This window comes from Streptomyces sp. NPDC052721 (genome assembly GCF_040678315.1).
Classification (GTDB): Bacteria; Actinomycetota; Actinomycetes; order Streptomycetales; family Streptomycetaceae; genus Streptomyces.
This window is the reverse complement of record NZ_JBFATL010000009.1, coordinates 75,802-94,500: the sequence shown is the minus strand read 5'-3', so window position 1 is coordinate 94,500 and position 18,699 is coordinate 75,802. Positions and strand designations below refer to the sequence as shown.

12 protein-coding genes and 1 pseudogene are annotated in these 18,699 nt (G+C 71.9%); 8 read left to right on the top strand and 5 right to left on the bottom strand.

Features of this window, described 5'->3' with window-relative positions:
- Positions 1 to 6 precede the first annotated feature (6 nt).
- The 6 genes from AB0L21_RS11715 (at position 7) to AB0L21_RS11690 (ending at position 6,815) form a co-directional block, all read left to right on the top strand.
- Positions 7 to 1,518 carry a glycoside hydrolase family 3 protein gene (locus AB0L21_RS11715; protein WP_365701245.1) on the top strand — a complete coding sequence of 504 codons (1,512 nt, stop codon included), beginning with the start codon at positions 7 to 9 and terminating at the stop codon, positions 1,516 to 1,518.
- Between the two features lie 103 nt (positions 1,519 to 1,621).
- Entirely contained in the window at positions 1,622 to 2,653 is a 1,032-nt protein-coding gene (locus tag AB0L21_RS11710; protein WP_365783585.1) for a phytanoyl-CoA dioxygenase family protein, read from the top strand.
- Positions 2,650 to 3,939, top strand: coding sequence for a DUF6271 family protein (locus AB0L21_RS11705; RefSeq protein ID WP_365701249.1), 1,290 nt, complete (start codon positions 2,650 to 2,652; stop codon positions 3,937 to 3,939). Before AB0L21_RS11710 ends, AB0L21_RS11705 begins: the two co-directional genes overlap by 4 nt.
- On the top strand, positions 3,936 to 5,135 hold the full coding sequence (locus tag AB0L21_RS11700; protein WP_365783583.1) for a type III PLP-dependent enzyme: 1,200 nt from the start codon (positions 3,936 to 3,938) through the stop codon (positions 5,133 to 5,135). Before AB0L21_RS11705 ends, AB0L21_RS11700 begins: the two co-directional genes overlap by 4 nt.
- 1 nt (position 5,136) lies before the next feature.
- Positions 5,137 to 5,640, top strand: a complete 504-nt coding sequence (locus AB0L21_RS11695) for a GNAT family N-acetyltransferase (RefSeq protein WP_365701253.1) — start codon at positions 5,137 to 5,139, stop codon at positions 5,638 to 5,640.
- Positions 5,640 to 6,815: an MFS transporter gene (locus AB0L21_RS11690; protein WP_365701255.1), complete on the top strand. Its 1,176-nt coding sequence runs from the start codon at positions 5,640 to 5,642 to the stop codon at positions 6,813 to 6,815. The genes AB0L21_RS11695 and AB0L21_RS11690 overlap by 1 nt, the downstream gene beginning before the upstream one ends.
- 278 nt (positions 6,816 to 7,093) lie before the next feature.
- Here AB0L21_RS11690 and sbnA read toward each other — a convergent pair whose 3' ends face one another.
- Genes sbnA through AB0L21_RS11665 form a run of 5 tightly spaced genes read right to left on the bottom strand, consistent with a single transcriptional unit; the run spans position 7,094 to position 16,110 of the window.
- The gene (sbnA, locus tag AB0L21_RS11685; RefSeq protein ID WP_365701257.1) at positions 7,094 to 8,116 is read right to left on the bottom strand and encodes a 2,3-diaminopropionate biosynthesis protein SbnA; all 1,023 of its coding nucleotides are present in this window, start codon (positions 8,114 to 8,116) and stop codon (positions 7,094 to 7,096) included.
- 37 nt (positions 8,117 to 8,153) lie between these two features.
- Positions 8,154 to 9,224: a 2,3-diaminopropionate biosynthesis protein SbnB gene (gene sbnB, locus AB0L21_RS11680; RefSeq protein WP_365701259.1), complete on the bottom strand. Its 1,071-nt coding sequence runs from the start codon at positions 9,222 to 9,224 to the stop codon at positions 8,154 to 8,156.
- Complete coding sequence (locus tag AB0L21_RS11675) at positions 9,221 to 10,225, bottom strand: TauD/TfdA family dioxygenase (protein ID WP_365701261.1); 1,005 nt, start codon at positions 10,223 to 10,225, stop codon at positions 9,221 to 9,223. The genes sbnB and AB0L21_RS11675 overlap by 4 nt, the downstream gene beginning before the upstream one ends.
- A gap of 40 nt (positions 10,226 to 10,265) precedes the next feature.
- On the bottom strand, positions 10,266 to 13,523 hold the full coding sequence (locus tag AB0L21_RS11670; RefSeq protein WP_365783581.1) for an amino acid adenylation domain-containing protein: 3,258 nt from the start codon (positions 13,521 to 13,523) through the stop codon (positions 10,266 to 10,268).
- 13 nt (positions 13,524 to 13,536) lie between these two features.
- A complete protein-coding gene (locus AB0L21_RS11665) occupies positions 13,537 to 16,110 on the bottom strand; it encodes a Pls/PosA family non-ribosomal peptide synthetase (protein ID WP_365783579.1) in 2,574 nt (857 codons plus the stop codon).
- A 366-nt stretch (positions 16,111 to 16,476) separates the two neighbouring features.
- On the opposite strand from AB0L21_RS11665, the pseudogene AB0L21_RS11660 reads away from it, so the two are divergent.
- Positions 16,477 to 16,912, top strand: a pseudogene (locus AB0L21_RS11660) (oxidoreductase); the annotation flags it as partial.
- Positions 16,913 to 17,026: 114 nt separating this feature from the next.
- A complete protein-coding gene (locus tag AB0L21_RS11655) occupies positions 17,027 to 18,682 on the top strand; it encodes an N-6 DNA methylase (RefSeq protein ID WP_365783577.1) in 1,656 nt (551 codons plus the stop codon).
- Positions 18,683 to 18,699: the final 17 nt, after the last annotated feature.

Here is an 18,699-nt window from a genome sequence, read left to right as displayed (position 1 = left end):
CCCCCGATGACCACCACCGCCACCACCGCGTCCGGCAGCGGCTCCGCCGCGGGCGACACCCTCGCCCGGGACGCCCTCGCGGTGCTGCAGCCCGGGTTCGACGGCACCACCGCCCCCGACTGGGTGCGCCGCCGCCTCGGCGAGGGCCTCGCCTCCGTCGCCCTGTTCGGCCGCAACGTCGTCAGCGAGGAGCAAGTCACCGCCCTCACCCGGCAGTTGCGTGCCGAACGCGACGACCTGCTGCTCGCCATCGACGAGGAGAGCGGCGACGTCACCCGCCTCGACGTGCGCACCGGCTCCTCTTTCCCCGGCAACCACGCCCTGGGCGCCGTCGACGACCCCGGTCTCACCCGGGCCGTCTCCCGCGAACTCGGCCGGCGCCTGGCCGCCTGCGGCGTCACCTTCGACTGGGCGCCCTCCGCCGATGTCAACGCCAACCCCGACAACCCCGTCATCGGCGTCCGCTCCTTCGGCGCGAGCCCCGACCTGGTGGCCCGGCACACCGCCGCCTGGGTGGAGGGCCTGCAGTCCACCGGCGTCGCCGCCTGCACCAAGCACTTCCCCGGCCACGGCGACACCAACGTCGACTCCCACCACGCCGTACCCCGCATCGACGTCGACGCCGACACCCTGTACGAGCGCGAACTGCCCCCGTTCCGCGCGGCCATCGCCGCCGGCACCCGGGCGATCATGAGCGCCCACATTCTGGTGCCGGCCCTGGACCCGGACCGCCCCGGCACCCTGTCCCGGCGCGTCCTCACCGAGCTGCTGCGCGGCGAACTCGGCTACCAGGGCCTGATCGTCACCGACGGCATGGAGATGCGGGCGATCGCCGGCACCTACGGCCTGGAGCACGGCGTGGTCCTCGCCATCGCCGCCGGCGCCGACGCCATCTGCGTGGGCGGCGGACTGTGCGACGAAGACACCGTGCTGAAGCTCCGGGACGCGCTCGTGGCCGCCGTACGCTCCGGTGAACTGCCCGAGGAACGGCTCGCCGACGCGGCGGCCCGGGTCCGTGACCTGGCCGCCTGGACCGTCGCGGCCCGCGGCGACGCGGAGAAGACCCCGGCCGACCCGGAGATCGGTCTGGTCGCGGCCCGCCGTGCGCTGACCGTGACCCGCGCGGGCGCCGCCGCACCGCTCACCACACCGGTGTACGTCGCCCGGTTCAACCCCGCCCCGAACATCGCCGTCGGCGACCAGACCCCCTGGGGCGTCGCCGCCGAGCTGGAGCGGCGACTGCCCGGCAGCGCCTCCGGCTCCTTCACCGGCGAAGGCGCCGGGGCCGCCGTCCTCGACGCGGCGGACGGCCGCCGGATCGTCGCCGTGGTCCGCGACGAGCACCGGCACGACTGGATGCGCTCCGCGCTCGACACCCTGCTCGCCGCCCGGCCCGACACCGTCGTGGTCGAGATGGGCCTGCCCCAGGCACCGCCGCGCGGCGCCCTGCACATCGCCACCTACGGCGCCGCCCGCGTCTGCGGTGTGGCGGCGGCCGAAGCCGTCGTCGCGGGCTGACCCACGGGCTCACCGGCCGCCCGCCGCAGCGGGCGGCCCACTCGATCGTGCTCTTTTCCCGGATCTCAACCGCACACCTGTGTTCCAGTTCCAGAGGAATCGCATGCAGACGCCCCACCCCTTCCTCCACCGCGCGGCGACCGGCCGCCCCTACTTCAGCGCCGACGGCGAGAGCTACCTCGCCCCGACCCCCCTGCGCGACCTGGCGAAGACCCAGCCGCTGCGCGTGCTGTCCGAGGAGGACTTCGCCTTCTGGCAGTCGTACGGCTACGTCGTCGTACGCGAGGCCATCACGCCCGGTGAGGCCAAGGAACTCCTCGACTTCGCCTGGGAGTTCCAGGGGCTCGACCCCGACCGCCCCGACACCTGGTACGACGAACCGGAGTTCCGCTCCGAACTCGACCGGCACCTCTACATCTACGGCTTCGTCGAGGCCTACCACCACCAGCTCCTGTGGGACAGCCGGCAGAACCAGCGCGTCTACGACGCCTTCGTGGACGTCTGGGACAGCCCGGAACTGTGGGTCACCCTGGACCGCCTCAACCTCAACCCGCCCAACATCCGCACCCGTTCGCGCTCCCTCATCGAGCCCACCGACGAGGGCTTCGACATCGAGCTGCACTGGGACGTCGACACCACCCTCGCCGTCCTGCCGCAGCGCGTGCAGGGCATCATCGCGCTCACCGACACCCGCCCCGAACTCGGCGGCTTCCAGTGCGCGCCCGAACTCTTCCGCCGCTTCGAGGAGTGGCGCCTCGCCCAGCCGCCCGCCCGCGACCCGGTCCGCCCGAACACCGACCGCGCCGAGTTCCCGGTGGTCCGCCCCGACCTCCAGGCCGGCGACCTGCTGATCTTCAACGGGCTGCTCGCCCACGGCGTGGCGCCCAACCTCTCCGACAACGCTGTCCGAGCCGTCCAGTACCTGTCGATGATGCCCGCGCTGGAGGAGCACACGACCCTGCGCGACTCCCGCGTGCAGTCCTGGCGCACCCTCGCCACCCCCGACTGGAACGCCACCCTGCTCGGCGACGCCCGCGAGCCCGAAGCCCTCCGCTACGGCCCCGCCGAACTGAACGACCTGGGACGCAGGCTGCTCGGCCTCGATTCCTGGGCCGCCGCGGAAGGTGCCCGGTGAACCGCGTCTGCCTCACCCTGCCCACCAACCGGGCCTGCTCCGCCACCATCACCGCCCTGCACGCCGAAGCCGCCTACGCCGCCCGGCACTTCGACGCCGACGTCCAGCTGCTGATCCTGGACTCCGCCGACGACCGCACCCGGGCCGAGCACACCCGCACCGTCGCCGCCCTGCCCGCACACCAGGGCGTGACCGTCCACCACTACGACGAGGAGGCCCAGCGGGACTTCCTGCGCCGGCTCATCCGGAAGGCGGGCCTGCCCCAACCGGACCGCCTGCTCCACCTGATGCTCCCGCCCGCCGTCTCCTACGGCGCCTGCACCAACCGCGCCTTCCTGTTGGCCGCCGCCCTCGGCTGCGACTCGGTGCACCGCCGCGACTCCGACAGCACCTACCAGCTCCACGCCGGACAGCCCGTGTTCCCCGTCCACCACGAGCTGCCCTGGCTCGGCCGCCCCGCCGCCGACGCCTCGGCCGGAGTCACCCGCACCGACCTCGACCCGGCACTGGCCCACCGCCCGGTCTCCCTGGCCGGAGCCTCCTTCATCGGCGAACTCTCCGTGGACATCGGGGAGATACGACGCCTGGACCAGGCCGTCTACCACGACGTGGTCAGCCTCTGGGCCCCCGGCGACTGGCCGGAGGACCGCACACGCGCGCTGGTCGAGGAGTCCTTCACCGGCGCGGGCACCGCTCCCTTCACCGGGGACCACTCCACCCTCACCCTGGTCGACCCCATGCGCGTCGACATGTGCAACGTCGCCTTCGACCGCGCGGTGTACGAGCGCGTCCCCCTCCCGCCCGCCACCGACACCATCGGCAGCGACTACTTCCTCCTCCACCTCGTCCACGACGCGGGCCTGCCCGGCATCCTCCACAACCGCCACATCGAGAACTTCCACACCCCCGAACGGCGCACCGACACCGGCTTCCCGGCCTACCAGCGCCGGTTCGTGAAGTTCCTCCTCTCGATGCTCTACTTCCACGACGTGTACGACCGGATGGCGGCCGAGGGCGCGGGTCTGCTGGACGGCCGGCATCACGTGCGGGCCGATGCGGTCACCGGTTTCCTGCGCGAGAGCACCGGCCTGGACCGCACGGAGAACATCTGGCGCCTGGACCGGGTCGACACCGCCTACCGCAAACTGGGCGGTCGGTACGCGGCGTTCGCGGACCAACTCGCCGCGGACCGAGCCCGGTTACTGGACGAGGCCGAGCAGGACATCGCATCGTTCGCCGACCTGATCGAGGCCTGGCCCGCACTCATGGAAGCGACCCGCCCATGAGCGGCCTGAAGGGGCGCGGGGAACTGCGCGACCAACCACCACGCACCCGCACCGGCACCACCGACCGCCTCCTCTACGACCTCACCGGCATAGAGCACCAATACGACACCCTGCTGCGCGAACTACCCGGAACCCGCATCCGCTTCGCACTCAAGGCCTGCCCCGTCGACGAGGTCCTGCACAGCCTGGCCGCCCGCGGATCGGGATTCGACGCCGCGAGCCCCGCCGAGATCGAGCAAGCCCTGCGCGCCGGTGCGCACCCCGGCCACATCCACTACGGCAACACCATCAAGTCCGACCACGACATCGCCCAAGCCCACCGCCTGGGTGTCCGCACGTTCGCCACCGACAGCGTCGAGGACGTCACCGCCATCGCCGCGCACGCGCCCCGCGCTCGCGTGTTCTGCCGCCTCGCCACCAGCGGGGACGGCGCCCTGTGGGGCCTGAACCGCAAGTTCGGGTGCGCACCGGACGACGCCGTCCGCGTCCTGAGCACGGCCCGCGCCGCCGGCCTCGTCCCGGCGGGGCTGTCCGTGCACGTCGGCTCCCAGCAGATGACCGGCGAGGCCTGGCAGCAGGCCCTGGACACCCTCGCCGGAACCCTGACGGCGCTGGCCGCGCGGGGGATCGTACCCGACCATGTGAACCTCGGTGGCGGGCTGCCCGCGCTCGGCTATCTCGACCGGCGCGGCACCCCCCTCGACCCGCCGCTGGACAAGATCTTCACCGTGCTCCGCGAGGGCATGGAACGCCTGAACGCGCTGGCCGCCGCCCCGCTCGACTTCGTACTGGAGCCGGGACGTCACCTGGTCGCCGATCACGGCGTGATCCGCGCCCACGTGGTCCGGCTGACCGAGCGGACACAGCCGGACGGCGGGCGTGCCCGGTGGCTGTACCTGAGCGTGGGCAAGTTCAACGGCCTGTACGAGATGGACCAGGTGACCCACCCGCTGGTCTTCCCGGGGCGGGAGACCGAGGAGCACGTCCCCGCGATCGTCGCCGGACCCACCTGCGACAGCGACGACGCCTACGGCGACGGCCGGTACCCGGTGCGCGTGCCCCGGTCCGTCGGATCCGGCGACCCCGTCTGGATCCTCTCCGCCGGCGCCTACGCCGCCAGTTACATGACCCAGGGGTTCAACGGCATCCGCCCGCTGCCGACCGTGTGCACCCGTGGCCAGGAAGGACACCACTGACATGACAGCCCTCATACGGGGCATCACCGAGGCCGACTGGCCCCAGGTCGCCGCCCTGGAGGCCGGGGCGTACGCGGACACCCCGCTCACGGAGGGCGAGGCCGGCCTGCGGTCCCGGGCCTCGGCGGGCACCAGCTTCGTCCTGGACCTCGACGGCCGGATCGCGGGCTACGTCCTCGCCCTGCCCTACCGGCGGCTCCACTGTCCCGACCTGACCCGCCCGGAACCGGTCGCCCACCACGCCACCAACCTCCACCTGCACGACCTGGTCGTCAGCGCGCCCCTGCGGCGCCGGGGCCTGGGCACCCGTCTGGTCCGGCACCTCACGGACACCGCCCGCGCCCGGGGCTTCACGACCATGTCGCTGGTCGCCATCGCCGGCAAGGAGCCCTTCTGGCGGGCCAACGGCTACCGCCCCCACCACGAGGCGCGTGTGCCGGCCGGCTACGGCAGCGGCGCCGTGTACATGTCGGCACAGGTCGCCGCCCTGCGGAAGGCGAGCTGATGACCGCACCCTCCTTCCAGCGGGCCAAGTGGTCGATCGCGGCCCTGTTCTGCTTCCTCGGCCTCCAGTACGGCACCTGGGTGTCCCGGCTGCCCGCGCTGAAGACCCGGCTGGACCTGGGCGCCGGCGAGGTGGGTCTGCTGCTGATGGCCTGCGGGGCCGGCGCGGCGGCCTCCTTCCCGCTGGTCGCCGTCCTGATGCGGCGCCTCGGCTCCCGCCTGCTGTCCCTCGCTTCCGCCGCGGCCCTGATCGCCGTCCTGGCCGCCCTGTCCGCCGTACCGGACTACCCGCTCGCGCTGCTCGCCGTGTGCGCCGACGGCGTCGCGGTGGGCTGCCTCAACGTGGCCATGAACGCGCAGGGCGCCGCGCTGGAGAGCGCCCACGGGCGTACGGCCATGTCCCAGTTGCACGCCACCTTCAGCGGCGGGCTGCTCGCCGCCGCCCTGATCGCCTCCGGCGTGACCACCCTGACCGCGTCCGTCGCGGCGCACTTCGGCGTGGCCGGGGCACTGTTGCTGCTTCTCCTCGCCGGCGCCCGGCCGGGTCTGCTGACCCACCGGGAGCCGGACCCCACGACCCCGGACGGGCCGAAGCGCCGTACCCGCCGCGGCCTGCCCTCCGGCACGACCCTCCTCATGGGCTGCGCCATGGCCTTCGGCACGATCACCGAGGGCGCGATGAACGACTGGTCGACGCTCTACATGAAGGACGCCGTGAAGGCGTCGGCGACCGTCGCCCCGCTGGGCATCGCGGTCGTCTCCGTGATGATGCTGCTGGCCCGTGTGCGGGCGGACCGCTGGCGCACCCGCTGGGGCGACGGACGCGTGGTGCGGGCCGGCAGCGCGGTGGCCGCCGTGGGCCTCGCCCTCGCGCTGCTCGCCGGGGGAGTGGTGCCCACGCTGCTCGGCTTCGCCTGCGTCGGCCTCGGCGCGGCGGCCGTCACCCCGTGCGTCTACGTGGCGGCGGCCGGCCGCGGCGCGGACGCGCTGGCGCTGGTCGCCGCGATGGGCACCACGGGCCTGCTGGCCGGTCCGGCCCTGATCGGCTTCGTCGCCGGAGCGGCGAACCTGACCGTGGGCATGGCCACGGTGGCGGCCTCCGCCCTGATCGTCACGGCGACCACCTTCCGGATCCCGTGGCGGGCCCCTGCTCCGGAACCGGAACCGGTCGGCTGACACCGTTTCGGTCATGCCTGGCCGCACCGGCGTCCCCTCGGCCGTGGCCGTGAGCGGGGACGCCCCGCATGACTCAGCAGGTGCGCGACGGCCTCGGCGACTGGCGGGGCCGACTGGCGGGGCCACCCGGTGGCCGCCCGGCACGCGCGACGCGGCCATGGGCCTGTCCCGCCCTGGCCGGCGGCAGCGTCCAGCCGGCCGCCGCGAGGACGCCCGGATCCTCGGGACCACGCTGATCGGCCGGCCCCTCACGGTGGAAGCGCCGGCCTGAGCCGTCTCTACGATCTTCGGCGGCGGCCCGGCGCCCGTGACGCGGAGTTCTCCTCCCAGGCGGTGTGCACCTGGGCGGAGTCGAGCAGGTGTTCGCCGTAGAGATCCTGCAGCCAGTTGCTCTGGTAGATGGTGTCGAGGTAGCGCTCGCCGAGGTCGGGGGCTATCGCCACCGCCGTGAGGTCACGGGTGCCGTGCCGGGCCAGCCAGTCCGTCGCGGCGCTCACCACGGTCCCCGTGGAGCCGCCGAACAGGAAGCCCCGTCTGGCCAGGCGGTGGCAGGTGCGGATGGTGTCCGCCTCCTCCACCCGGATCACCTCGTCCACGTACTCCTCGTCGAGCAGCGGGGGGCGCATGCTCATGCCCAGGCCGGGGATCATCCGGCGGCCGGGGGTGCCGCCGAAGGCCACCGAGCCCACGCTGTCCACGGCGACGATCCGCACCGGCCGGTGCCACTTGCGGAAGTAGCGGGCGCAGCCCATCAGCGTCCCGGCGGTGCCCGTCCCGACGAACAGCACGTCCAGGCGCGGGAAGTGGACGGCGATCTCCGGTGCCGTCGTACGGAAGTGCGCCCGCCAGTTGCCCGCGTTGGTGTACTGGCTGAGCCACACATAGCGGTCGTCGGACGCGCACAGCGAGCGGACGTATTCGAGCCGTGTGCCCAGGAAGCCGCCGTTGGCGTCCAGGTCGGTCACGACGTGCACGTGGCTGCCGAGGGCTTCCATCAGCAGTTTCGTCGACAGGTTGCACCGGGAGTCCGTCACGCACAGGAACCGGTAGCCCTTGCTGGCGGCGATCATGCTGAGCGCGACGCCCAGGTTTCCGGACGAGGACTCCACGAGGATGGAATCCGGCGTCAGGGATCCGTCCCGCTCGGCGCTCTCCACCATCTCCTTCGCGGCCTTCAACTTGATGGAGCCGGCGAAGTTGAAGCCCTCGCACTTGAGGTAGAGGCGGTGTCCGAAAATCGACTCTAGATCGATGAAGAGACTTCCTTCGTTGAAGGCGTGGGGAGCGGAGATGACGGGCACGGCAGGCCTCCTGGTCCCAGGGCTGAGGGCAACGGCCTCAGCCGTACCGGCGCAGATCGTGGAAGAAGTCGTCGACGAGGCGGAGTTCTCCCGCCCGGGCCACTTGGTCGTAGACGTACTTGCCGACGGCCAGGTCGAGGACGCCGAGGCCGAAGGGCGAGAAGATGACCGGCTGGTCGTCGGGCGGCGCGGCCCGTCCCTGCAGCACGTCGTAGAGGGTCCCGTTGAGGAAGTCGCGGTTCCCGGTGTGCTGCTCGGCCAGGTGCGGGGAGGTGTCCGCCTTCAGACAGTGCTCCACGTCGTCCACGAAGTTGGCCGAGGCGAGCAGGATCTCGGGCGCGAGGTCGCGCAGCGACACGTGCAGCACCAGGGGGTTGTGGGTGAACCAGCCCGGGGCCGTGACATGGGGCCGGCCGGCGACGGTGGCGAAGACCACGAGGTCGCTGGAGCGGACGAGGCCCTCGGCGCTGTCGTGGACGGTGACCTGACCGGTGGCGCCGGCCTGCCGCAGATAGCCGCAGAAGCCGGCGGTGCTGTCGGGGGACACGTCGTGCACGCCGACGGCGTCGAAGGTCCAGCCGGATCCGGCCAGGAACGTGTGGATGTACCGGGCGATCAGGCCGGTGCCGAAGAACCCGACGCGGCGGGGGCGGCTCCGGGTGCGGCTGAGCCAGTCGGCCGCCAGCGCGGCGGAGGCCGCGGTCCGGGTGGCGCTGATGACGGAACTCTCCAGGCACGCGAACGGGTAGCCGGTGTCGTGGTCGTTGAGGATCAGGACCGCGGAGGCCCGGGGCAGCCCGGTCCGCACGTTGTCGGGGAAGCTGGAGATCCACTTCAGGCCGTCCACCCGCGTGGTGCCGCCGATGGAGGCGGGCAGCGCGATGATCCGGGCGGTCGGACGGTCGGGGAAGCGCAGGAAGTACGAGGGCGGGTTGACCGAGTCCCCGGCGCCGTGCAGCCGGTAGGTGGCCTCCACCAGGTCCACCAGCTCCTTCTCGCGCCCGCCGAGGGCCTGCTCCACCTGCTTGCCGGAGATCACCGCGAAGGTGGGCGCCGGTCCGGGGTGGGGCGTGTCCGGTTCGGCGGCGGTCGACAGCATGTCGGTCATCGACGGCTCGCCTCCCCCGTCGGGCAGGCGTCGGACAGGCGGCGCGGCTCGGCCATGGCGACCAGCACCTGCCGCTCGCCGGTGAACGCCTCCCGGCTGTGCGCGGTGCCGATGTTGTCCACGAGCATCAGGTCGCCGGCCTGCCAGGGTTCGCGCCGGGTGTGCTCCTCGTAGGTGGCGTTCAGGAGCTGGACGACGTCCTCGCCGATCGGGCTGCCGTCGCCGTACCGGGTGTTGAACGGCAGGCTGTCGGCGCCGTACTCGTCCACCAGGTACTCGCGCACCTCCGGGGCCAGCGTCCACTCGTTGAGGAAGGCGATCTGGTTGAACCAGCACCGCCTGCCGGTGACCGGGTGCCGTACGACGGCGCAGCGGCGCTGCTCGGTGCGCAGGGACCCGTCGTCCTGCCAGTGGAACTCGATGGCGTTGGCCCGGCAGTAGCGCTCGATCTCCGCGCGGTCGTCGGTGCCGAACGACTCGGCCAGGGACGCCCCGATCTCCTCGTTGTACGTACGGGTCAGCAGCCAGCCCTCCTGCTCGAACCGCTCCGTCAGCGCGGCGGGCAGGGCGTCGAGGACCTGCCCGGCGTCGGCGACCGCGGTCGCCCCGCCCTGCTCGGGCGCGGTCAGACAGGCGAACAGCAGCAGGCCGGGCACCTCCAGCGGGTAACTCAGCTCGTGGTGCATGCACATCGGCTGGTTGGCCGGCCAGGGCGTGGAGGAGTACAGCCCCCGGCCGTGGTCCTGCCGGGGGGCGAAGGCCTCCCGCTCCGGCATGAGCGTGCCGGCCAGCCGGGCGAAGACGGCACCGACCTGGTCCGCGTCCTTCAGTCCGAGCCCGCGGACGAGCAGCGCCCCGTGCTCGGTGACCTGTGCCCGCAACGCCTCGCGGTGTTCGGCCGCCCAGCTCGCGGCGTCGGCGGGCCGGTCCACGCGCAGCAGCGCGGGTCTGTCCGGCCGCAGCTCCACGTCGAGCGGTGCTGCCAGGGATGAGGACGGCATCTCGGTTTCCTTTCGGTCGCCCGTCGCGTGGACGTACGGGTCAGGTGGAGGCCAGGGGGACGGCCGCGCTCAGGACGGCCTGCGCGGCCTCGGCCGGACGGGTGCGGAGGAAGTAGTGGCCCCCGTCGGCCAGTTCGTGCAGATCCACGTGCTCGGCCAGGAGCAGCCAGTCACGGTGGTGGTCGGCGTGGCCGGCGGTGTGCGGGTCGTCGGCGGCGACCACCACCGAGACCGGCGCGGACAGCTTCACCGGCGGCGGGGCTTGAAGGACCGCCTGGAAGTAGCGGTGGGCGGACACGCAGTCGTGCCGGTAGGCGGCACCGATGTGCTCGGCGTGCCGCGCGTTCAGTTCGGCGAGTTCGGTGTAGCCGCTGTCCGCGGTCAGCCGCGCAGCGATCTCCGCGTCGCTCAGGCTCGTCAGCTCGGCGACGGCGGCACCGCGCTCCTCGGCGGTGCCGAGCAGCTGCGCCCCGAGGAACACCCGCGTGACCCGCACACCGCGCTCCTGGAGCGTCCTGGCCGTCTCCAGGGCCGGCGCGGCGCCCGACGAGTGCCCCCACAGCATGACCCGGGTCAGGCCGCGCGCCGTGATCTCGTCGGCGACCTGTGCGGCGACGTCCGCGATCGACGCGAACGGCTCCCGGTGCGCCGCCAGGTCGTGACCGGGCAGGTCCACCGCGAGGACCGCCGGACCGCTGCCCGCCAGCGCCGCCGCCATCGGCCGGTAGTTCACCGCGTTGCCGCCCGCGTACGGGAAGCAGACCAGCGCGCACTCCGGGGCGCCGTCCGCCTCCGACAGGGGCTGGAGCAGCTCCGGGCGCTGCCGGGCGGCGCCGTCGAGGAGGGCGGCCAGATCGGCGAGCACGGGGTGCCGGGTGATGTCCCGCAGGGAGACCGCGCGGTCGAGCGCGATGCTGAGCTTGACGGCCGACAGGGACGTGCCGCCCGAGTCGAAGAAGTGGTCCGTCCGGCCGATCCGGTGCTCGGGCACGCCCAGCAGCTCGGCCCAGGCCGCTGCCAGCCGCCGCTCGGTCGGGCTGAGCGCGTCCCGGTCCGCGCTGTCCGCCGCGTCCGGTCCGGTGCCCGTCCGCGCGGCCTCCGCGGTCAGGGCCTTCCGGTCGATCTTGCCGTTGCCGGTCAGCGGCAGGCTCTCCCGCCAGTGGAAGGCCGCCGGGACCATGTAGGCGGGCAGTGCCGCCGCGAGCGCCTCGCGCAGCACGTCCGGCTGGTGACGCCGGCCGGTGTGGAAGGCGATCAGCTGCGTGTTCCCGCCGCCCCGCTCGACGACGACCACCGCACCGTCCCGTACCCCGTCCACCCGCAGCAGGGTGTTCTCGATCTCGCCGATCTCGATCCGGAAGCCACGGATCTTGACCTGGCTGTCCCGGCGGCCGAGGAACTCCAGCTTGCCGCCGGGGTGCCAGCGCCCCCAGTCACCGCCCAGGTAGAGCCGCTCCCCGGGCCGGTACGGGTCCGTCCGGTAGGCCTCCCGGGTCCGCTCGGGATCGTTGACGTACCCCCGGCCCACACAGATCCCGGAGAACGCGATCAGCCCGGGAGCGCCCAGCGGCACCAGCGCCAGCTGCTCGTCCACGACGTACACGCGCACGTTGTTGACCGCGCGCCCCAGCAGCACGCGGTCGGGTACGCCGGCCAGGACCTCGTGGTTGGTGTCGTCCGAGGTCTCCGTCAGTCCGTAGGCGTTGAGCAGCCTGATCTCCGGCTGGAGCGCGAACCAGCGCTGCACCAGCTCCCGTTTCAGCGCCTCACCCGTCACCGACACCCACCGCAGGTCCGGCAACGCCCGCGGGTGCTGTTCCAGGTACGAGACCACGACCTCCAGGTAGGAGGGCACGAGCTGGGTCACGGCGACCCGGCCCCGCACCAGCGTGTCGACGAACCGCTCCACGTCCACGACCACGTCCTGGCCGATCAGCAGGGTCCGCCCGCCGACCAGCAGCGCGGACACCAGCTGCCACAGGGAGATGTCGAAGCACTGCGGGGCGGTCTGCGCCACCACGGACCCCTCACCGATCCCCAGGTCGTCGATCTTGGCGTACAGGTGGTTGAGCAGGCCCGCGTGCTCGCACATCGCGCCCTTCGGCTCGCCGGTGGAGCCGGAGGTGAAGAAGATGTAGGCCAGCTGACCGGGGTCGACCCGCACCCCCAGGTCGTCGTCGGCGTGCGGTTCCGCGTACGCCGTCTCCACCAGCAGCTTCTCGGCGCCCGGTACGGTGGCCAGCGCCTGGTCCAGGGTCTCGGTGCTCCCGGACTCGGTGAGGACCAGCCGGCACCCCGCCCGCGACAGCGTCGCCGCGACACGGCCCGCCGGGAAGTGCGGCTCGATCGGCAGATACGCCCCGCCCGCCTTGAACACCGCCAGCGTCGCCGCCAGCCAGTCCAGGTTCCGTTCGGTGACGACGGCGACCACGTCCTCCCGGCCCAGCCCGCGGGCCAGCAGCGCCCGCGCGAGCCGGTTGGCCCGCGCGTTCAGCTCCCCGTACGTCCACTCCCGCTCGCCGTGCACCGCGGCCACCGCCTGCGGATGCGCCCGCACCCGCTGCTCGAACAGTTCGTGCGCGCGTGCGTCCGGCAGCGCCCGGAACGGCCCCGCCAGCCCTTCCAGCTGCTCCCGCACCTCCACGGCCGACAGCAGACTCTGCTGGGCGTGGTCGGCGTCCGGATCGGCCGCCAGCAGCCGCAGCGCCTTCAGGTGGTAGCCGCCGACACGGTCCGCGCTCTCCGCGTCCAGCACGTCCGTGCGGTACCGCAGGCGCAGCTTCAGCCGGCCGCCCCGGTCGCACCAGCGCACCTGCAGGACACCGTCGTCGGCATGGTCCTCCTCGGCGCCCATGGGGCCGAACACGACCTCGTACGACGGCTCGCTCACCCCCAGCTCCCGCCGCAGCCCGGCCACTGGGAACTCCCGGTGCGCCAGCACTTCCGCCTCGGCGCGCTCGGCGGCCGACACCAGCGCCCGCCAGGAGCCCGGGGGCACGGTCAGGCGGCACGGCAGCGGCTCGCCGCGCACTCCGGCGGCGTACCCCGTCACCACCTCCCGCTCGCCGGACAGCGCGGCCAGCACCTTGGCGTGCGCCGCCAGCAGCAGCGCGCTCAGCGGCAGTCCCGACCGCCGCACCAGTGCGCGCACCGAGGTCACCACGTCGTCCGGTACCGGCGTCTCCTGCTCCGACGCTCCCGGAACCGGCTCCCGGACCCACCGCGGCACGGCGGTGCCGCCGCCCGCGGTCAGCACACGGCTCCAGAACTCCCGGTCCGCTTCCACGCGCGTTCCCATCGAATGGCCTTCCTCACCTCGTGACGGACGCGGGGGCGTCGGTCGCTTCCAGGGCCCGGCCCGTGCCGCCGGGCCGGCTGCCGGCCCCGTGCATGTCCACGGCCGGGTTGCCGCCCCACTGCGCGTTCGGGGGGACTTCCTCGCCTTTCATGAGGAAGGAATCGGGTGCCAGCACCGAGCCGTCGCCCATGGTCACGCCGTAGTGCACATGGGCGCCGACGCCCAGCGTGCAGCCGACGCCGAGCGTGGTGCCGTCGGACTTGAACGTGCCGTCCTCCTGGGAGTGGCACTGGATCTTGCTCCCGGCGTTGAGGGTGCAGTCGTCACCGATGGTGGCCAGGGTGCGTTCGGTGATGTAGCAGCCGTCGTCGAACACCCGGCGGCCGATGCGCACCCCCAGCAGCCGCCAGACCAGGGTCTTGAAAGGAGTGCCGTTGAAGACATTGAGATACTCGGTCGGCATTTTCCACACGCGCTCGTGCCACCAGAAAATCGGGTGGTAGATGGAACACAATTGGGGGGTGAGTCCACGGAACGACGTCAGGCAGCGCTCCACGAAAATGTAATACGCGGTGGAGAAGGCGAGCGTCACGGCCAGATACAGGGCGATCACCACGTGCCCGACCACGCCGTACAGGTCCACGGAGACGAGTCCGAACAGGGTGAGCGCGAAGACGTGGAGCCAGCGCACGCACAGCATCAGGGCCATCGTGCGCAGGTTGTAGCGGTTCTTCGCGGCGAGATGGCGGCGCAGTTCGTCGCCTTTCCGGAGATGGTCGAACCGGGCGTCCCGGTCCACCGAGCGGGGAATCTCGAAACACGGCGAGCCGAGCAGCCCCACGCCTTCCCGTACCTCACCGTCGAGGGGAATCATCACCTTGGTGGCGAGAAGGCAGTTCTCGCCCGTCCTGCCGCCCACGGGATAGGCGATGTTGTTGCCGAGGAAATTGCGTGGCCCGATCGACACCCGGGACACCCGGAAGGACGTACTGGAATAATCGGCGTTGATGACGGAGAGTCCGTCGGCGACCATCGTTCCGCTGCCGACCGTGACCAGGAACGGGGTCTCGTGCTGCATCTCGGTGCCGAAATTGGATCCGGTCTGCTCCACCCGTGACAGGTCGTAGCCGAGCCCGCGCAGATAATGCACGATGTACGAACTGTCGCCGAAAAGCCAGGCGAAGAACCTGAGGTTCGTCATGCGCGCCGCCGCCCGGTGCAGCGTGTAGTGGAATCCGTACAGCGGATACACCCGGTCGGGTTTGACGAACAGACCCAGCAGACGCGGAACGGTGTACAGGGCGGCGAGGCCCAGGACGAGGAAGCCGGAGAACAGGGCCAGCGAGACACCGAGCGCGTCCGGAATCAGCTCCGGCCGGGTCAGCACCGCCGTCTGCGGATCGAGTCGCTCGCCGATCGCCGGGACCTCGGTGAAGACCATGTACACGCCGCCGAGGGTGAGCGGCAGGTACAGGAAGAGCGTCTGCAGCAGCGTGAGCCCACCGAACCAGGCCCGGCGCACGGTGCCGCACCTGGCCGGCGCGACCCGCAGGTAGTCGACCTGGGCGGGCTCCGCCGGGGAGCCGTGCCAGCGCTCGCCGTCCGGCACCGCCTGGCCGCTGTGCAGCGAGGAGGCATGGCCCAGCTGTGCGCCGTCGCCCAGCGAGGTGCCGATGTCCAGGACGGTCTTCTCGCCGACGTACACGTCCCGGCCCAGTGTGACCCGGCCGGTCTGGATCCGGCCCGCGTGGGCCCGGTAGCAGAGGAAGAACGACTCCTTGCGGATCACCGTCCCGGCACCGATCGTCAGCAGGTCGGTGCAGACCGGGACGGAGCGGGAGAGGATCGTGACGCCCTTGCCGATCCGCGCGCCCAGGGCCCGCAGATACAGCACGTACAGCGGGGTCCCGACGAAGAACACCATCGGATTCGCGTGCAGCAGCACCTTCACGAACCAGAAGCGCAGATACGCCGCCCCCCAGATGGGGAACTCGCCCGGTTTCCAGCGGCCGACGAGCAGCCATTTCGCGATGACCGGAAATGTGCACAGGGCGATGAAACCGATGCCGCCGAACAGCACCGACCGCACGTAGATGGTGACGAACCCGGAACCGGCGGCGATCCACTCGTACCCGCGGGCGGTGCCGAATCCCCAGACGAGGGAATACACCAGGAAGATCAGCAGCTGGGCCGCCCCGCACAGCAGATGGTGGGCGCAGCTCGCGCGCGTCACCGGAGCGGGGGACGCCGTGGGCTCCGGCGAGGGCGTGGCCGCATCGGCGGCAGCGGTCTGTACGAGGGCCGCCGTCAGGCTCCGAATCGTGGGATGCCGGTAGATGTCCCGCATGGACGGCGAGGGGAGATCCGGGTTTTTCCGCAGGCGCGCGCAGAACTGGGCCATCACCAGGGAATTCGCGCCGAGGTCGTTGAAGAAGTGACTTTCGGCCGGGACATGGTCGGAGCCGGTGACCTCGGCCAGTGTTTCCGCGAGTTTCCGCTCGGTCTGCACCCTGCCGTACCCGGTGTCGCTCAGGGTGACGGCAGGTTCGTCGGGCCGGGATATGGGGACCTCGGACTGCTCCACCATTACATCTCCTGAGGACGTATGGATCGCCAATGGCCGGCCGGACGGTCCCTGATCAGGAACCATCGGTTTCAGTTTGGCGAGGCGGACAGCAGGCTGCCACTTCGCATCGATCCATTCGCCGCGCCCAGAACCGCCGACGGCTCCGTATTCCTTGGTTTCCGCGCGGTGCGGCCCCCGCCACGCCTCACCCGAACGGCGGCGGCCCCGGTTCCCCCCCATCCTCCGGAGCGCCGCGAGACAGGCCGGAGCGCCTGCCGGAGGCTCAGCCGCACGCTCCGGTCCGGTGACCCGCGTCAGCCCCGGCTCCTGTCGGCAATCGGGGCGCCGTCTCGTTCAAGGAGCACGCGAACGACAAAGGAGCACGCCATGAAGCACCGCATCGTCGTACTCGGCGCCGGCTGTGCCGGGGCCTTCGCCGCCGGGAACCCGGCCCGCCTGCTTTCCCCGGCCGACACCGAGATCACCGTCGTCAACGCCGAGCCCGACTCGTCGAGGGGATGGCCTCCACCAGCTCGCGACCGGCCAGAACCTCGCGTTCCGCAAGCTCGCCGGCATGTTCGCCGGTACCGGGGTGCGGCAGCCCACCATGGCGTCCCGGCGTGGCCGAGCACGCCTGCGAGGTGACCGGCCGCTCCGCGGCGCTGCGTCCGCGCGAGCGGCCGGTCACCTCGCCGGCCTGGGCGGGGGCGGCACCGTGCTGGTCGTCGGTGAGGGACTGGCCGGCATCGAGACCGCCACCGAGTTCGCCGAGTCCCGGCCCGACCTCCCGGTCGCCCTCGCCGCCCGCGGCGAGCCGGGGGCCGGTACCGGGCAGTGGATGGCCTCTGGGTATACGGAAGATAATGACAAATGCATGTGTACGTCGTCAACGGAGTCTATTCTGGAAACAATGTAACCGTCCGTGTACGCTGGGGCTATGACGGACACTGCCGCTTCACCGGTCGGACCACTGGTCACCGGCGCCGAGATCGCTCGGTTGGCCGGAGTCACCCGAGCTGCTGTCTCCAACTGGCGCCGGCGCTACGACGACTTCCCCGTGCCGGCGGCAGGTGCCGCGAACAGTCCGCTCTACGCGCTCGCGGAGGTCCAGGAATGGCTGGAAAAGCAACGCAAAGGCCAGGAGGTCTCACCCGAGGTCGAGTTGTGGCAGGCCATGCGGGCTGTGTACGGGGAGCAGATGATCGTGGGCCTGGCGCAGGTGGCCGCGGTGCTGACCGGAGAAGCCGGAACCGGAGTGCCGGACGACATCGCCACCCGTGTGCAGCGGCTCGTGCAGACCGAATCCCCCGCCGACCTCGTGAACGGCCTGACCGAACGGTTCATGGACTCCGCTCGGCGCGCCGGCTCCGACCAGGTAACGCCTGAGCGGGTGGTGCGTGCCGTGTGCCACTTCGCTCCCGAACTGACGTCCGACGCCACCGTCTTCGATCCCGCTTGCGGAATCGGGGTGCTGCTCCTGTCCGTCGCCTCCGAAGCCGGCACGCGGTGCCGCGGACAGGAGATGGATACCGACAGCGCCCGCTTCGCACAGCTCCGCGCAGACCTGCTGGGCCGATCAGGCGTGCGCATCGTGGCAGGTGACTCATTGCGCGCGGATGAATGGCAGGACCTCAAGGCTGATCTCGTCGTCTGTGATCCTCCGGCCGGCGTGACCGAGTGGGGGCGGGAGGAGCTGCTGCTCGACTCCCGTTGGGACCTCGGCACCCCGTCCAAAGCCGAAGGCGAGCTCGCATGGCTGCAGCATGCCTACGCGCACACCGTGCCCGGCGGCCACGTCCTGATGGTCATGCCGGCCTCGGTCGCCTACCGCAAGGCAGGTCGCCGCATCCGGGCGGAGCTTGTACGCCGGGGCATCCTGCGCCAAGTCGTCGCCTTGCCGCCTGGTACGGCGACCTCGCACGCTCTGCCTGTCCATCTGTGGTGTCTTCAGCGTCCCGAGAGCACGGCAGGCGCGGACACGAACCACACCGTGCGCATGGTCGACCTGACGGACAACAGCCCGGACGCTGATCTGGAACCACGCCCTGACCAGGTTGCCGACGTCCCGCTGATCGAACTCCTGGACGATACGGTCGATCTGACACCCGGAAGCCATCTCCTTCACCGGCACCGCGACTACCCCGGTGAGTACGCCGCCCTGCGCAAGGAACTCGAGGACCGGATCCGTCGCCTGGCCGCCCTCCTGCCCGAGCTCGCCGCGGGTGGCGGGCCGGGCTCGCTGGACGCCGCCACCACCAGCGTCGCGGATCTGGCCCGAGCCGGGCTCGTGGCCTACGACGGTCAGGAGCCGGTCTCGGCCAGCGAGCAGCTCGACACGGACTATCTGCAAGGATTCCTGCGCAGCTCCGCCAACGTTCGCAGGTCGACGAGCGCGAGCGGGACCTACCGCTTCGACGGCCGGGGGGCACGCATCCCCCGTATGGGCATCGCCGACCAGCGCCGGTACGGCTCCGCGTTCCGCGCCCTGTCCGCGTTCGAGGAGGGAATGCGCAAGGTCGACGAGCTGAGCCGGCAGCTCGCCGAGGTCGCCCGTGACGGTCTCGCGACGGGCGCCCTGGCACCGGAGGAATGAGGACCGGGCGGGTGGCC

Excerpts from the sequence above, each read along its gene's own strand:
- AB0L21_RS11700 (WP_365783583.1), top strand. The coding sequence starts at position 3,936 with ATGAGCGGCCTGAAGGGGCGCGGGGAACTGCGCGACCAACCACCACGC.
- AB0L21_RS11710 (WP_365783585.1), top strand. The coding sequence starts at position 1,622 with ATGCAGACGCCCCACCCCTTCCTCCACCGCGCGGCGACCGGCCGCCCC.
- sbnB (WP_365701259.1), bottom strand. The coding sequence starts at position 9,224 with ATGACCGACATGCTGTCGACCGCCGCCGAACCGGACACGCCCCACCCC.
- AB0L21_RS11715 (WP_365701245.1), top strand. The coding sequence starts at position 7 with ATGACCACCACCGCCACCACCGCGTCCGGCAGCGGCTCCGCCGCGGGC.
- AB0L21_RS11690 (WP_365701255.1), top strand. The coding sequence starts at position 5,640 with ATGACCGCACCCTCCTTCCAGCGGGCCAAGTGGTCGATCGCGGCCCTG.
- AB0L21_RS11675 (WP_365701261.1), bottom strand. The coding sequence starts at position 10,225 with ATGCCGTCCTCATCCCTGGCAGCACCGCTCGACGTGGAGCTGCGGCCG.
- AB0L21_RS11655 (WP_365783577.1), top strand. The coding sequence starts at position 17,027 with ATGACGGACACTGCCGCTTCACCGGTCGGACCACTGGTCACCGGCGCC.
- AB0L21_RS11670 (WP_365783581.1), bottom strand. The coding sequence starts at position 13,523 with ATGGGAACGCGCGTGGAAGCGGACCGGGAGTTCTGGAGCCGTGTGCTG.
- AB0L21_RS11695 (WP_365701253.1), top strand. The coding sequence starts at position 5,137 with ATGACAGCCCTCATACGGGGCATCACCGAGGCCGACTGGCCCCAGGTC.
- AB0L21_RS11665 (WP_365783579.1), bottom strand. The coding sequence starts at position 16,110 with ATGGTGGAGCAGTCCGAGGTCCCCATATCCCGGCCCGACGAACCTGCC.